A 14,277-nucleotide genomic window follows, 5' to 3' on the forward strand; every position below is an offset into this window, starting at 1 on the left:
CCATGCCGTTTCGTGAATCCGGATACCACCCTTACGACTTCGCCAACCGCCGCCACATCGGCCCGAGCCCGTCGGAGATGGCCGAGATGCTTCGGGCGGTGGGCGAGCCGAGCCTCGACGCGCTGATCGCCGAGACGGTGCCGGCGAGCATCCGCCAGCGCGAACCGCTCGACTGGGGCAAGCCGCTCAGCGAACAGGGCGTGCTGCGCCGGCTGCGCGAGGTGGCCGGGAAGAACAGGGTGCTGACGAGCCTGATCGGGCAGGGCTACCACGGAACGGTGACGCCGCCGGTCATCCAGCGCAACATCCTCGAGAACCCGGCCTGGTACACCGCCTATACGCCCTATCAGCCGGAGATCAGCCAGGGGCGGCTCGAGGCGCTGCTGAACTTCCAGACCATGGTCTGCGACCTGACCGGGCTCGACGTCGCCAATGCCTCGCTGCTCGACGAGGCGACGGCGGCGGCGGAGGCGATGGCGCTCTGCGAGCGCGGGGCGAAGTCGAAGGCGCGGGCGTTCTTCGTCGATCATCACTGCCATCCCCAGACCATCGCCGTGATCCGGACGCGGGCCGAGCCGCTCGGCTGGGAGGTGATCGTCGGCGATCCCTTCGCCGATCTCGATCCGGAGGCGGTCTTCGGCGCGATCTTCCAGTACCCCGGCACCTACGGCGACTGTCACGACTTCGGCGGGCCGATCGCGGCGCTCCACGACGCGAAGGCGCTCGCCTGCGTCGCGGCCGATCCGCTGGCGCTGACGCTGCTCCGGCCGCCGGGCGAGATGGGCGCGGACATCGCCATCGGCTCGACGCAGCGTTTCGGCGTACCGCTCGGCTTCGGCGGGCCGCACGCGGCCTACATGGCGGTGACGGACGCGCTGAAGCGGATGATGCCCGGACGCATCGTCGGCGTCTCGATCGACGCGCGCGGCAACCGCGCCTACCGCCTCGCGCTCCAGACCCGCGAGCAGCACATCCGGCGCGAGAAGGCGACCTCGAACATCTGCACCGCCCAGGCGCTGCTCGCGGTCATGGCCTCGATGTACGCGGTCTTTCACGGTCCCGACGGGCTCAGGGCGATCGCGCAGCGCGTCCACCGCAAGACCGTGCGCCTGGTGAAGGGGCTCGAGAGCCTCGGCTTCCGCGTCGATCAGGCGAGCTTCTTCGACACGGTCACGGTCGAGGTCGGGCCGCTCCGCGACGTGGCGCTGAGGGCCGCGGTCGCGGAGGGGATCAACCTGCGCGCCGTGGGCCGGACCAAGATCGGCATCGCCTGCGACGAGCGCACGCGGCCCGAGCATGCCGAGGCGATCTGGCGCGCCTTCGGCGGCGAGATGCGCGACTGGAGCCTGCTCCACGAATACCGGCTGCCGGAGAACCTGATCCGGACCAGCCCGTATCTGACGCATCCGATCTTCCACCTCAACCGCGCCGAGGCGGAGATGACGCGCTACATGCGCCGGCTCGCGGACCGCGACCTCGCGCTCGACCGGGCGATGATCCCGCTCGGCTCCTGCACGATGAAGCTCAACGCGACGGCGGAGATGATGCCGCTCTCCTGGCCCGAATTCGCGGACATCCATCCCTTCGCCCCCGCGGACCAGACGCGGGGCTACGCCGAGATGATCGCGGACCTCTCCGCCAAGCTCGCCGCCATCACCGGCTACGATGCGATCTCGACGCAGCCCAATTCCGGCGCGCAGGGCGAATACGCGGGGCTGCTGACGATCCGCGCCTTCCACCGCGCCCGCGGCGAGGCGCATCGCGACATCTGCCTCATCCCGACCTCCGCGCATGGCACCAATCCGGCGAGCGCTCAGATGGCCGGGATGAAGGTCGTCGTCGTCGCCTCCGCGCCGAACGGCGACATCGACCTCGCGGATTTCCGCGCCAAGGCGGAGAAGCACGCGGACAGCCTCGCCTGCTGCATGATCACCTATCCCTCGACCCATGGCGTCTTCGAGGAGACGGTGCGCGAGGTCTGCGAGATCACCCACGCGCTGGGCGGGCAGGTCTATCTCGACGGCGCGAACCTGAACGCGCTCGTCGGCCTCGCGCGGCCGGGCGACATCGGCTCGGACGTGAGCCATCTGAACCTGCACAAGACCTTCTGCGTCCCGCATGGCGGCGGCGGGCCGGGGATGGGGCCGATCGGGGTGAAGGCGCATCTCGCGCCCTATCTGCCGGGCGAGAAGGACGGGGCGGGCGCGGTCTCGGCCTGCGCCTTCGGCTCGCCCTCGCTGCTCACCATCTCCTGGGCCTATTGCCTGATGATGGGCGGGGCGGGGCTCACCCAGGCGACGAAGGTCGCGATCCTCAACGCGAACTACATCGCCGCGCGGCTCTCCGACGCCTATCCGATCCTCTATTCGCGCGCGGGCCGCGTCGCGCATGAATGCATCGTGGACACCCGGCCGCTGCGGGACTCCGCCGGCGTCTCGGTCGACGACGTGGCCAAGCGGCTGATCGACTGCGGCTTTCACGCGCCGACCATGAGCTGGCCTGTCGCCGGCACGCTGATGATCGAGCCGACCGAGAGCGAGCCGAAGGCGGAGCTCGACCGCTTCGTCGCCGCGATGCTCGGGATCCGGGCCGAGGCGCGGGCGATCGAGGAGGGGGCGATGGATCGCGCGGACAATCCGCTCCTGCGCGCGCCGCACACGGTCGAGGATCTGGTCGGCGACTGGGACCGGCCCTACAGCCGCGAACAGGCCTGTTTCCCCCCCGGCGCCTTCCGCGTCGACAAGTACTGGCCGCCGGTCAACCGCGTCGACAACGTCTATGGCGACCGCAACCTCGTCTGCTCCTGCCCGCCCGTCGAGAGCTACGCCGAGGGGGAGGGCTAGCGCCTCCGCCACCCTAGGCCGCTCCGGAGGCGGCCGCCCGCGGCGGCGCCCTCCGGAGCGCGGGGGCGCCTTCGCGCCACGCTCCCGCGGACGTGTAGAACCTGACGGTTTTTCTTGGGTTAAGCCGCGCAATTCCCCTGAAAACATGTCCCGTTTCGCCCCCGGACTCGCCCCGGGTCAGGTTGACGTTGTGCGGCGCGGCGGATAATCCTCGGGTCAGGTCGGGAGCCGGGTGAGGCTCCGGCCCGGCACATCATGGAGGCACGCATGGAAGATCTCTTGCGCGAGTATCTCCCCATTCTGATTTTCCTCGGCCTCGCGATCGCCCTCGGACTGGTCCTGCTGATCGCGGCGATCATCGTCGCGGTGAGTCATCCCGACCCCGAGAAGATCTCGGCCTACGAATGCGGATTCAACGCCTTCGACGACGCGCGCATGAAGTTCGACGTCCGCTTCTATCTCGTGTCGATCCTGTTCATCATCTTCGACCTCGAGGTGGCCTTCCTGTTCCCCTGGGCGGTCAGCTTCCAGAATCTCGGTGACCTGGGCTTCTGGGCGATGATGGTGTTCCTCGGGGTGCTGACCATCGGTTTCGCCTATGAATGGAAGAAGGGGGCGCTCGAATGGGAGTGATGGATCCGAGTCCGGCGCTGAGCAACCAGGCCGGCCCCGACAGGGAGGTCACCACGCGGATGCTCTCGGACGAGCTCGCGGACAAGGGCTTCCTCGTCACCTCGACCGCCGCCGCGATCAACTGGGCGCGCACCGGCTCGCTGCACTGGATGACCTTCGGCCTCGCCTGCTGCGCGGTCGAGATGATGCATACCTCGATGCCGCGCTACGATCTCGAACGCTTCGGCACCGCGCCGCGCGCGAGCCCGCGGCAGTCGGACCTGATGATCGTCGCCGGCACGCTCACGAACAAGATGGCGCCCGCGCTCCGCAAGGTCTACGACCAGATGCCGGAGCCGCGCTACGTGATCTCGATGGGCTCCTGCGCGAACGGCGGCGGCTACTATCACTACAGCTATTCGGTGGTGCGCGGCTGCGACCGCGTCGTGCCGGTGGATGTCTACGTCCCCGGCTGCCCGCCGACGGCGGAGGCGCTGCTCTACGGCATCCTGCAGCTCCAGCGGAAGATTCGCCGCACGGGAACGATTGTGCGCTGAGGCGCGACGGGAAGACGACATGGAAACCGCGCTGGACGAACTGAGGGAAACCATCGCCGCGGGCCGGCAGGCCGCGTCGCTGGTCGAGGTGATCACGCAGGTGGGCGAGCTCACGCTCGTCGTGCCGCTCGCCGATATTCCCGCCGTCGTGAACTATCTCCGGACCGATCAGAACTGCCGCTTCACGACGCTGATCGACATCACCGCCGTGGACTGGCCGGCGCGGGAGAAGCGGTTCGACCTCGTCTACCATTTCCTCTCGATGCATCTGAACCAGCGCGTCCGGGTGAAGGCGCAGGTCGGCGAGGGCGAGATCGCCCCCTCGATCCTGCCCGAATTCCCGAGCGCGAACTGGTACGAGCGCGAAGTCTTCGACATGTACGGGATCCTGTTCTCGGGCCACCCGGACCTGCGGCGGCTCCTGACCGACTACGGCTTCTCCGGCTATCCGCTCAGGAAGGACTTCCCGACCACGGGCTATGTCGAGGTGCGCTACTCCGAGGAGCAGAAGCGCGTGGTCTACGAGCCGGTGAAGCTCACCCAGGAATACCGGCAGTTCGACTTCATGAGCCCCTGGGAGGGCGCGGACTACATCCTTCCGGGCGACGAGAAGAAGGGATGAGCCGGTGGAAGTGATCATCGGGCTCATCGTCAACGCGGTTCTCTGGTGCATTCCGCTCTACCGGCTGCTGCCGCGGGCGGGAATGAATCCGAACCTGGCCATTCTGGGCGTCGTCCCGATCCTCGGGACTGTTCTGCTGTGGATCCTCGCCTTCCGGCGGTGGCCCGGCGAAGGCGCGGCGGGAGTTTAGCGGCATGGACGCCAAATACGACGTCGTCGACACGATCGGCGAGCAGAAGATCCGGAACTTCAACATCAACTTCGGCCCGCAGCATCCGGCGGCCCACGGCGTGCTGCGCCTGGTGCTGGAGCTCGACGGCGAGATCGTGGAGCGCTGCGACCCGCATATCGGCCTGCTGCACCGCGGCACCGAGAAGCTGATGGAGAGCCGGACCTATCTCCAGAACCTGCCGTATCTCGACCGGCTCGACTACGTGGCGCCGATGAACCAGGAACATGCCTGGTGCCTCGCGATCGAGCGGCTGACCGGCACGCCGGTGCCGCGGCGCGGCCAGCTCATCCGCGTGCTCTATTCCGAGATCGGCCGGATCCTGAACCACCTGCTCAACGTCACGACGCAGGCGATGGACGTGGGCGCGCTGACGCCGCCGCTCTGGGGCTTCGAGGAACGCGAGAAGCTCATGATCTTCTACGAGCGGGCCTGCGGCGCGCGGCTCCACGCGGCCTATTTCCGGCCGGGCGGCGTGCATCAGGACCTGCCGCGCGACCTGATCGACGACATCGGCGCCTGGGCGGCGGCCTTCCCGGCCGTGCTCGACGACATCCACGCGCTGCTGACCGAGAACCGGATCTTCAAGCAGCGCAACGTCGACATCGCCGTGGTGAGCCAGGAGGAATGCCAGGCGCTCGGTTTCTCCGGCGTGATGGTGCGCGGCTCCGGCATCACCTGGGACCTGCGGCGCGCGCAGCCCTACGAATGCTACGACGAGTTCGACTTCAAGATTCCGGTCGGCCGGAACGGGGACTGCTACGACCGCTATCTCTGCCGGATGGCGGAGATGTACGAGAGCACGAAGATCATCGTCCAGGCCATCGCCAAGCTCAACGAATGCGAGGGCGAGGAGGTGATGACCCGGGGCAAGATCAGCCCGCCGCGGCGCGGGGTGATGAAATCCTCGATGGAAGCCCTGATCCATCACTTCAAGCTCTATACCGAGGGCTTCCACGTGCCCGCGGGCGAGGTCTACGCCGCCGTCGAGGCGCCGAAGGGCGAATTCGGCGTCTATCTGGTCGCCGATGGCACCAACAAGCCCTGGCGGGTGAAGCTGCGCGCCCCCGGTTTCGCGCATCTGCAGGCGATGGACCACATCTGCCGCGGCCACATGGTCGCGGACGTCGCCGCCGCGCTCGGCTCCCTTGATATCGTGTTTGGCGAGGTTGATCGCTGATGCTGCGCCGTCTTTCCCCCCATCAGCCCGAGAGCTTCGAGTTCACGCCCGCCAATCTGGACTGGGCGAAGGCCTGGATCGCGAAATATCCCGAAGGCCGGCAGGCCTCGGCGGTGATCCCGCTGCTCTGGCGGGCGCAGGAGCAGGAAGGCTGGGTCACGCGGCCGGCGATCGAGTACATCGCCAACATGCTCGGCATGGCGGAGATCCGCGTGCTCGAAGTCGCGACATTCTACTTCATGTTCCAGCTGCAACCGATTGGAAAGGTCGCGCATTTCCAGATCTGCGGCACGACCTCCTGCATGATCTGCGGCGCGGAGGACCTGATCGCGGTCTGCAAGCGCCGGATCGCGGCGAACCCGCACGAGATCTCGGCCGACGGCCGGTTCTCCTGGGAGGAGGTCGAATGCCTCGGGGCCTGCGCCAACGCGCCGATGGCCCAGATCGGCAAGGATTACTACGAGGATCTGACGGCGGAGGGGTTCGAGACCCTGCTCGACGAATTCGAGGGCGGCGCCGTGCCGCGGCCCGGGTCGCAGATCGGCCGCTTCTCCTCGGAGCCGCTGGACGGCCTCTCGTCGCTGACGGAGGGCGAGCGGATCGAGAAGGCGAACGGCTCGGTGACGCGGGCGATGGAGCATGGCGACACGATCGCCTCGATCACCGGCGAGCCGGTGACCGAGCGCGCCTCCTTCGCGGCGCCGATCCCGAAGCAGCCGGAAACGTTGCCCGCGCCCCGGGCGGAGGGGCCGGACGATCTGAAGATCATCAAGGGGATCGGCCCGGTGCTGGAGGAGAAGCTCCACGGGCTCGGCTACTACCATTTCGACCAGATCGCCGGCTGGACCGACGCGGAGATCGCCTGGGTCGATACGCATCTCGATTTCCACGGCCGCGTGATCCGCGAGCGGTGGGTCGAGCAGGCCCGGGTCATCGTCGCGGAGACGGCGGCGCAGGATGCGTGAGAGGGGAGGCCAAGGCATGAGCGAGAAGGACTTCCGCAAGGACTTTCCGGGACCGGCCTTCTGGCTGGCCGCCGGTGTCGGCTCGGCGATGCTGGCGAGCCAGCTGGCGCTGCGCGTGATGCGTGCGATGCATCAGGCGAGCGCGCCGTCACGGGTGATGATGAAGGGGCCGTTCGGCGCCGCCGGCTGGATGTTCGGCGCGCCGGAGGAGGCGCCGAAACCCGCCGCCGAGGCGCCGGGGAAGGCGCCGTCCCGCGCCAGGGCCGACGTGAGCGACGCCGAGGTGGTCGAACGGACGCGCGACGTCGTGCCGACGCCGGCCGAGGTGGTCGCGGACGCCGCGGCGGTGATGGAGCCGCTCGTCGAGGCCACGCGCGAGACGCTCGACATCGTGAGCGAGACGCTCGGGAGCGTGACCCCCGAGGCGCCGACGGGCGGGATCGTGGCGGGCGAGCCGGCCGCGCTCGCCGAGGCGCTGGAACCGGAGACGCCGGAGCCCGAGACGCTGGAACCGGAGGCGCCGGTGGCGGAAGCTCCCGCGCCCGAAGCCGCCCCGGAGGCCGAGGCGGCGCCCGTCCATCCCGAGCGGCCGACGGCGCTCGCGGCGCCCGAGGGCGCGGCGGACGACCTGAAGAAGATCAAGGGCGTGGGTCCGAAGCTCGAGGGCGTCCTGAACGGCCTCGGCTATTTCCATTTCGCGCAGATCGCGGCCTGGGGGCCGGAGGAACTGCGCGCCGTGGACGAGAGCCTCGGCGGCTTCTCGGGCCGGGCGACGCGGGACGACTGGATCGCCCAGGCCAGGCTGCTCGGATCGGACGCCGGGGACGGCGCGGGAGATTGACGCGCGCGCGTTCCGGGCAAGGGCGCGGGACGTGCGAAGGTGATGGAGCGCCCCGCGCGGGCCGCTCCGGAAGTATGAGGGCTGAGGCATGCTGGCGGACACGGACCGGATCTTCACCAATATCTACGGCATGTACGACCGCTCGCTCGCCGGCGCGCGGAAGCGCGGCCTGTGGGACGACACCGCCGGGATCCTCGGCCGGGGCCGCGACAAGATCATCGAGGAGATGAAGGCGTCGGGCCTGCGCGGCCGGGGCGGCGCGGGCTTTCCGACCGGGCTCAAGTGGTCCTTCATGCCGAAGGGCAGCGACGGGCGCCCGCATTACCTCGTCGTCAACGCCGACGAATCCGAGCCCGGAACCTGCAAGGACCGGGAGATCATGCGCCACGATCCGCATACGCTGATCGAGGGCTGCCTGGTCGCCGGTTTCGCGATGGGGGCGCATACCGCCTATATCTACCTCCGGGGCGAATACATCCGCGAGCGCGAGGCGCTGCAGATCGCGATCGACGAGGCCTATGACGCGGGGCTGATCGGTCCGAACGCCTGCGGCTCGGGCTGGGATTTCGACATCTACCTGCACCACGGCGCGGGCGCCTATATCTGCGGCGAGGAAACCGCGCTGCTCGAGAGCCTCGAGGGCCGCAAGGGCATGCCGCGGCTGAAGCCGCCGTTCCCGGCCAATACCGGCCTCTACGGCTGCCCGACCACGGTCAACAACGTGGAATCGATCGCCGTCGCGCCGACCATCCTGCGCCGGGGCGCCGGCTGGTTCGCCGGCATCGGCCGGCCGAACAACGTCGGCACCAAGCTCTTCGCGATGTCGGGCCATGTGAACCGGCCCTGCGTCGTCGAGGAAGCCATGGGCATCACGATGCGCGAGCTGATCGACAAGCACGGCGGCGGCGTCCGGGGCGGCTGGGACAATCTGAAGGCGATCATCCCGGGCGGCGCCTCCTGCCCGGTGCTGCCGGCCGAGCAATGCGCCGACGCGATCATGGATTTCGACGGGATGCGCGAGCTCAAATCCTCGCTCGGCACCGCCTGCATGATCGTGATGGACAAGAACACCGACGTCGTGAAGGCGATCTGGCGGCTCTCGAAGTTCTTCAAGCACGAGAGCTGCGGCCAGTGCACCCCCTGTCGCGAGGGCACCGGCTGGATGATGCGGGTGATGGACCGGCTGGTGACGGGAGAGGCGGAGGTCGAGGAGATCGACATGCTGCTCTCGGTCACGAAGCAGGTCGAGGGCCACACGATCTGCGCGCTCGGCGACGCGGCGGCCTGGCCGATCCAGGGCCTGATCCGGCATTTCCGGAACGAGATCGAGGACCGGATCAAGTACAAGAAGACCGGCCGCGTCAGCGCCGTCGCGGCGGAGTAGGCGGCGATGGAACCGCATATGGAGACCTTCGACTACCACGCCTATACCGGCGGCTTCGGGTTGATCCCGCTGCTCATCCTGCTCGCGGTCCTGATCGTGCCCTACTGGAAGCTCTGGTCGCGCACCGGGCATTCCGGCGCCTGGGCGCTGCTGATGCTGATCCCGCTCGCCAACATCATTTCGCTCTGGGTGCTGGCCTTCAAGGAATGGCCGGCGCTCCGGGGCGGGGGGCGCTGATGGCGGAGGAGGACGACATCGTTTTGCGCCTGCTTAGAGAGATCCGGACCGATCAACTGGACCAGGGCAGGCGGCTGATCAAGGTCGAGCGTCGCCTTGACGAAATGCATGAGGGAATGACCACCGCGCTTGGTATGGCGGCGCATTCCAATCTCGTGGCGGAACAGTTCGGACAGCGGTTCGACGAGGTCGAGGACCAACTGAACGCGCTTCGGCGGCGGGTCAGCGAATTGGAGTCGAGAAAGTGACAGACCTTCGCAAGCTCATCATCGACGACATGGAGGTGGAGGTTCCGCCGACCATGACGCTCCTGCAGGCCTGCGAGGTCGCCGGGATCGAAATTCCGCGGTTCTGCTATCACGAGCGGCTGTCGATCGCCGGCAACTGCCGGATGTGCCTCGTGGAGGTCGTCGGCGGCCCGCCGAAGCCCTCGGCTTCCTGCGCGATGCAGGTGAAGGACCTGCGCCCGGGGCCGGAGGGGGCGCCGCCGCAGATCAGGACCACCTCGCCGATGGTGAAGAAGGCGCGCGAGGGGGTGATGGAGTTCCTGCTCATCAACCATCCGCTCGACTGTCCGATCTGCGACCAGGGCGGCGAATGCGACCTGCAGGACCAGGCGATGGCCTACGGGGTCGACTTCAGCCGCTACCGCGAGCCGAAGCGGGCGGCGCTCGACCTCAATCTCGGGCCGCTCGTCAAGACCTCGATGACGCGCTGCATCTCCTGCACCCGCTGCGTGCGCTTCATCACCGAGGTGGCGGGCGTGCCGGAGATGGGTCAGGTCGGCCGCGGCGAGGACAGCGAGATCACGAACTACCTCGGCCAGATGCTGACCTCTGAACTCCAGGGCAACGTGATCGACCTCTGCCCGGTCGGCGCGCTGACCTCGAAGCCCTATGCCTTCACGGCGCGGCCATGGGAATTGAAGAAGACCGAGTCGATCGACGTGATGGACGCGCTCGGCGCCAACATCCGCGTCGACGTGAAGGGCCGGGAGGTGATGCGGATCCTGCCGCGCAACCATGACGGCGTGAACGAGGAATGGCTCTCCGACCGCTCCCGCTTCATCTGGGACGGTCTGCGGCGCCAGCGGCTCGACCGGCCCTATGTCCGCGAGAACGGCCGGCTGCGGCCCGCGAGCTGGGGCGAGGCCTTCGCGGCGGTCGCGGAGGCAATGAAGGGCCGGAAGGTCGCGGCGCTCGCCGGCGACCTCGCGCCGACGGAGGCGATCTTCGCGCTGAAAGGGCTGGTCGAGGGGCTCGGCGGCAAGGTGGAGTGCCGGACCTCCGGCGCCATGCTGCCGGCGGGCAACCGTTCGGCCTATGTCGGCACCGCGCGGATCGAGGATATCGACACGGCGGGCTTCGTCCATCTGATCGGCGTCAACCCCCGCGCCGAGGCGCCGGTACTGAACGCGCGCATCCGCAAGGCCTGGCTGCACGGCGCCCGCGTGACGCTGATCGGCGAGGCGGTGGACCTGACCTTCCCCTATTCCTATCTCGGCTCGGGCCCGACGGAACTCGGCAAGCTCGTCGACGCCGCGACCGCGCCCGAGGAAGGCGCGGGGCCGGGCGTCGTGATCGTCGGCCAGCCGGCGCTCGCGCGTGCCGACGGGACGGCGGTGCTGGCCGCGGCGATGGCGCTCGCGGAGAAGTCGGGGGCGAAGCTGCTCGTGCTGCACGACGCGGCGGCCCGCGTCGGCGCGATGGACCTCGGCTTTGTGACCGAGGGCGGGATCGACGCGGCGCTCGACGGCGCGGAGGTGGTCTACAACCTCGGCGCGGACGAGATCGACGTGCCGGCGGGACCCTTCGTGATCTACCAGGGCAGCCATGGCGACCGCGGCGCGCATCGCGCCGACGTGATCCTGCCCGGCGCCGCCTGGACCGAGGAGGCCGGGATCTTCGTCAATACCGAGGGCCGGCCGCAGCTGGCGAACCGCGCGGGCTTCCCCCCGGGCGAGGCGCGCGAGAACTGGGCGATCATCCGCGCGCTCTCCGCGGTGCTCGGCCAGACGCTGCCGTTCAATTCGCTGCCCGAGCTGCGGGCGCGGATGTTCGAGGCCGCGCCGCATCTCGCGGCGATCGACCTCGTGCCGGAAAACGCATGGACGCCCCTCGAACGGGGCGATATGGACGGGGCGGAATTCACCGGTCCGACCCGGGTTCACTATCTGACCAATCCGATCGCGCGGGCCAGCCAGGTGATGGCCGAGCTCGCCAGAATGGCCAGCGAAGGGGTGCGTCCCCTGGCGGCGGAGTAAGGCATGGAAGGCTTTTTCTCGAGCGGCTTCGGCCTGTTTCTCCTGATCCTCGGGCAGTGCCTTCTGGTGACGGTCGTCATTCTCGTCTGCCTGGCGTTCCTGATGTACGCCGACCGCAAGGTCTGGGCGGCGGTGCAGCTGCGCCGGGGGCCGAACGTCGTCGGTCCCTGGGGGCTGATGCAGAGCTTCGCCGACTTCCTCAAGTACATCGTCAAGGAAGTGGTGGTCCCGGCGGGCGCCGACAAGATCCTGTTCTTCCTCGCGCCGATGGTGAGCTTCGTGCTGCCGGTGATCGTCTGGGCGGTGATCCCCTGGGCGCCGGGCTGGGTGATCTCGGACATGAACGTGGGCATCCTGTTCATCTTCGCGATCTCGTCCCTGCACGTCTATGCGATCATCATCGGCGGCTGGGCCTCGAACTCGAAATACCCGTTCATGGGCGCGCTCAGGTCGGCGGCGCAGATGATCTCCTACGAGGTTTCGCTCGGTCTCATCATCGTGGGCGTGCTGATCTCGACCGGCTCGCTCAACCTCAGCCACATCGTGCTGGCGCAGGAGGGCGGTCTCGGGCTCCTGAACTGGTACTGGCTGCCGCATCTGCCGATGGTCGCGCTCTTCTTCATCTCCTCGCTGGCGGAGACGAACCGGCCGCCCTTCGACCTTCCGGAGGCTGAATCGGAGCTCGTCGCGGGCTATCAGGTCGAGTATTCCTCGACCCCCTTCCTGCTCTTCATGATCGGCGAGCTGATGAGCGTCTTCTTCATGTGCGCGCTCATCTCGATCCTGTTCTTCGGAGGCTGGCTGTCGCCGGTGCCGTTCCTGCCGGACGGGGCGCTGTGGCTCTTCCTGAAGATGGTGTTCTTCTTCTTCATCTTCGCGATGGTGAAGGCGATCGTGCCGCGCTACCGCTATGACCAGCTGATGCGGATCGGCTGGAAGGTGTTCCTGCCGCTCAGCCTGGGCTGGGTGGTGCTGGTCGGGCTCTTCGCCCACTACGGATGGTTCTGGGGCGCCTACCAGCGCTGGATGATTGGGGGCTGAGGCGATGGGGATCCCGTTCGACCGCGCCGCGCGCTATTTCCTGCTCGCCGACTTTCTCGGCGGCTTCAAGCTCGGCCTGAAGTACTTCATGAAGCCGAAGGCGACGCTCAACTACCCGCACGAGAAGGGGCCGCTCTCGCCCCGCTTCCGCGGCGAGCACGCGCTGCGCCGCTACGCCAACGGCGAGGAACGCTGCATCGCCTGCAAGCTCTGCGAGGCGATCTGCCCGGCGCAGGCGATCACGATCGACGCCGAGCCGCGCGAGGACGGCTCGCGCCGGACGACGCGCTACGACATCGACATGACGAAATGCATCTACTGCGGCTTCTGCCAGGAGGCCTGCCCGGTCGATGCGATCGTCGAGGGGCCGAATTTCGAGTTCTCGACCGAGACGCGCGAGGAGCTGCTCTACAACAAGGAGCGGCTGCTTGCGAACGGCGACCGCTGGGAGCCGGAGATCGCGCGCAACCTCGAACTCGACGCGCCTTACCGGTGAGGAGCTGAGCATGGGTTTCGCAGTCTTCGCCTTCTATCTCTTCGCCATCGTCGCCGTCGTCTCGGGCGTGCTCGTCATCTCGTCGCGCAATCCGGTGCATTCGGTGCTCTGGCTGATCCTCGCCTTCTTCTCGGCGGCCGGGCTCTTCGTGCTGCTCGGCGCGGAATTCGTCGCCATGCTGATGCTGATCGTCTATGTCGGCGCGGTCGCGGTGCTGTTCCTCTTCGTCGTGATGATGCTCGACGTCGATTTCACCGCGCTCAGGGCCGGCATGGCGCGCTATCTGCCGATCGGCCTCCTGATCGGCGTCGTGCTGCTGGTCCAGCTCGGCTTCATGTTCGCCTCCTGGCAGCTCTCCGACCAGGCGCTGAGCCTGCGCGCCGCCGTGACGCCGCCGCCGGACCAGATCCACAACACCGCCGCGCTCGGCGACCTGCTCTACACGCGCTACGTGCTCCTGTTCCAGCTCGCCGGCCTCGTGCTGCTCGTGGCGATGATCGGGGCGATCGTGCTGACGCTCAGGAAGCGGGCCTATGTGAAGCGGCAGAACGTGCTCGATCAGATGTACCGCGATCCGGCGACCGCGATCGAGCTCCTGGATATCAAGCCGGGGCAGGGAGCATGATCGTCGCGTCCTGGGCCGCGGCGCTGATAGGAATTGCGACGATCACGCTCGTCGCGAACGGGTGGGGGTGAGACGGTGGTTGGTCTCGGACATTATCTGACGGTCGCGGCGCTCCTGTTCGTGACCGGCATCTTCGGCATCTTCCTGAACCGGAAGAACGTCATCATCATCCTGATGTCGATCGAGCTCATCCTGCTCGCGGTCAACATCAACCTCGTCTCCTTCTCGGCCTATCTCGGCGATCTGGTGGGGCAGGTCTTCACCCTCTTCGTGCTCACGGTCGCGGCGGCGGAAGCCGCGATCGGCCTTGCCATCCTCGTCTGCTTCTTCCGCAACCGCGGCACCATCGCGGTGGACGACATCAATGTGATGAAGGGCTGAG

General features: G+C 67.9%; 16 protein-coding genes. All 16 read left to right on the plus strand.

What is annotated here, in order from left to right; translation table 11 throughout:
- Nucleotides 1-2: 2 nt before the first annotated feature.
- Nucleotides 3-2,843, plus strand: a complete 2,841-nt coding sequence (gcvP, locus tag FJM51_RS02130) for an aminomethyl-transferring glycine dehydrogenase (protein WP_140452446.1) — start codon at nt 3-5, stop codon at nt 2,841-2,843.
- 267 nt (nt 2,844-3,110) lie between these two features.
- Nucleotides 3,111-3,476 (plus strand): NADH-quinone oxidoreductase subunit A, encoded by a 366-nt coding sequence (locus FJM51_RS02135; RefSeq protein ID WP_140452447.1) that lies wholly within the window; start codon nt 3,111-3,113, stop codon nt 3,474-3,476.
- A complete protein-coding gene (locus tag FJM51_RS02140) occupies nt 3,467-4,012 on the plus strand; it encodes a NuoB/complex I 20 kDa subunit family protein (protein ID WP_438502743.1) in 546 nt (181 codons plus the stop codon). The genes FJM51_RS02135 and FJM51_RS02140 overlap by 10 nt, the downstream gene beginning before the upstream one ends.
- Before the next feature lie 19 nt (nt 4,013-4,031).
- On the plus strand, nt 4,032-4,634 hold the full coding sequence (locus tag FJM51_RS02145) for an NADH-quinone oxidoreductase subunit C (protein ID WP_140452449.1): 603 nt from the start codon (nt 4,032-4,034) through the stop codon (nt 4,632-4,634).
- A 4-nt stretch (nt 4,635-4,638) separates the two neighbouring features.
- A complete protein-coding gene (locus FJM51_RS02150) occupies nt 4,639-4,824 on the plus strand; it encodes a hypothetical protein (RefSeq protein WP_140452450.1) in 186 nt (61 codons plus the stop codon).
- A 4-nt stretch (nt 4,825-4,828) separates the two neighbouring features.
- Nucleotides 4,829-6,043, plus strand: coding sequence for an NADH-quinone oxidoreductase subunit D (locus FJM51_RS02155; RefSeq protein ID WP_140452451.1), 1,215 nt, complete (start codon nt 4,829-4,831; stop codon nt 6,041-6,043).
- On the plus strand, nt 6,043-7,008 hold the full coding sequence (gene nuoE, locus FJM51_RS02160) for an NADH-quinone oxidoreductase subunit NuoE (protein ID WP_140452452.1): 966 nt from the start codon (nt 6,043-6,045) through the stop codon (nt 7,006-7,008). Before FJM51_RS02155 ends, nuoE begins: the two co-directional genes overlap by 1 nt.
- Nucleotides 7,009-7,024: 16 nt before the next feature.
- Nucleotides 7,025-7,849: a helix-hairpin-helix domain-containing protein gene (locus tag FJM51_RS02165; RefSeq protein WP_140452453.1), complete on the plus strand. Its 825-nt coding sequence runs from the start codon at nt 7,025-7,027 to the stop codon at nt 7,847-7,849.
- Between the two features lie 88 nt (nt 7,850-7,937).
- Complete coding sequence (gene nuoF, locus FJM51_RS02170; protein WP_140452454.1) at nt 7,938-9,233, plus strand: NADH-quinone oxidoreductase subunit NuoF; 1,296 nt, start codon at nt 7,938-7,940, stop codon at nt 9,231-9,233.
- Nucleotides 9,234-9,239: 6 nt separating this feature from the next.
- Nucleotides 9,240-9,470, plus strand: coding sequence for a DUF805 domain-containing protein (locus tag FJM51_RS02175; RefSeq protein ID WP_210240186.1), 231 nt, complete (start codon nt 9,240-9,242; stop codon nt 9,468-9,470).
- Nucleotides 9,470-9,718: a hypothetical protein gene (locus FJM51_RS02180; protein WP_140452455.1), complete on the plus strand. Its 249-nt coding sequence runs from the start codon at nt 9,470-9,472 to the stop codon at nt 9,716-9,718. The genes FJM51_RS02175 and FJM51_RS02180 overlap by 1 nt, the downstream gene beginning before the upstream one ends.
- Nucleotides 9,715-11,733, plus strand: coding sequence for an NADH-quinone oxidoreductase subunit NuoG (gene nuoG / locus FJM51_RS02185; RefSeq protein WP_140452456.1), 2,019 nt, complete (start codon nt 9,715-9,717; stop codon nt 11,731-11,733). Before FJM51_RS02180 ends, nuoG begins: the two co-directional genes overlap by 4 nt.
- Before the next feature lie 3 nt (nt 11,734-11,736).
- Nucleotides 11,737-12,774 (plus strand): NADH-quinone oxidoreductase subunit NuoH, encoded by a 1,038-nt coding sequence (nuoH, locus tag FJM51_RS02190; RefSeq protein WP_140452457.1) that lies wholly within the window; start codon nt 11,737-11,739, stop codon nt 12,772-12,774.
- Between the two features lie 4 nt (nt 12,775-12,778).
- Nucleotides 12,779-13,270: an NADH-quinone oxidoreductase subunit NuoI gene (nuoI, locus tag FJM51_RS02195; protein ID WP_140452458.1), complete on the plus strand. Its 492-nt coding sequence runs from the start codon at nt 12,779-12,781 to the stop codon at nt 13,268-13,270.
- Nucleotides 13,271-13,280: 10 nt separating this feature from the next.
- The gene (locus FJM51_RS02200) at nt 13,281-13,895 is read left to right on the plus strand and encodes an NADH-quinone oxidoreductase subunit J (protein WP_140452459.1); all 615 of its coding nucleotides are present in this window, start codon (nt 13,281-13,283) and stop codon (nt 13,893-13,895) included.
- Between the two features lie 75 nt (nt 13,896-13,970).
- On the plus strand, nt 13,971-14,276 hold the full coding sequence (nuoK, locus tag FJM51_RS02205; RefSeq protein ID WP_140452460.1) for an NADH-quinone oxidoreductase subunit NuoK: 306 nt from the start codon (nt 13,971-13,973) through the stop codon (nt 14,274-14,276).
- The last annotated feature ends 1 nt before the right edge of the window (nt 14,277 follow it).

The sequence above is a fragment of the Amaricoccus solimangrovi genome, assembly GCF_006385685.1.
Taxonomy (GTDB): domain Bacteria; phylum Pseudomonadota; class Alphaproteobacteria; order Rhodobacterales; family Rhodobacteraceae; genus Amaricoccus; species Amaricoccus solimangrovi.

Coding starts and splice junctions, on each gene's coding strand:
- gcvP (WP_140452446.1), top strand. CDS start 3: ATGCCGTTTCGTGAATCCGGATACCACCCTTACGACTTCGCCAACCGC.
- FJM51_RS02135 (WP_140452447.1), top strand. CDS start 3,111: ATGGAAGATCTCTTGCGCGAGTATCTCCCCATTCTGATTTTCCTCGGC.
- FJM51_RS02140 (WP_438502743.1), top strand. CDS start 3,467: ATGGGAGTGATGGATCCGAGTCCGGCGCTGAGCAACCAGGCCGGCCCC.
- FJM51_RS02145 (WP_140452449.1), top strand. CDS start 4,032: ATGGAAACCGCGCTGGACGAACTGAGGGAAACCATCGCCGCGGGCCGG.
- FJM51_RS02155 (WP_140452451.1), top strand. CDS start 4,829: ATGGACGCCAAATACGACGTCGTCGACACGATCGGCGAGCAGAAGATC.
- nuoE (WP_140452452.1), top strand. CDS start 6,043: ATGCTGCGCCGTCTTTCCCCCCATCAGCCCGAGAGCTTCGAGTTCACG.
- FJM51_RS02165 (WP_140452453.1), top strand. CDS start 7,025: ATGAGCGAGAAGGACTTCCGCAAGGACTTTCCGGGACCGGCCTTCTGG.
- nuoF (WP_140452454.1), top strand. CDS start 7,938: ATGCTGGCGGACACGGACCGGATCTTCACCAATATCTACGGCATGTAC.
- FJM51_RS02175 (WP_210240186.1), top strand. CDS start 9,240: ATGGAACCGCATATGGAGACCTTCGACTACCACGCCTATACCGGCGGC.
- FJM51_RS02180 (WP_140452455.1), top strand. CDS start 9,470: ATGGCGGAGGAGGACGACATCGTTTTGCGCCTGCTTAGAGAGATCCGG.
- nuoH (WP_140452457.1), top strand. CDS start 11,737: ATGGAAGGCTTTTTCTCGAGCGGCTTCGGCCTGTTTCTCCTGATCCTC.
- nuoI (WP_140452458.1), top strand. CDS start 12,779: ATGGGGATCCCGTTCGACCGCGCCGCGCGCTATTTCCTGCTCGCCGAC.
- FJM51_RS02200 (WP_140452459.1), top strand. CDS start 13,281: ATGGGTTTCGCAGTCTTCGCCTTCTATCTCTTCGCCATCGTCGCCGTC.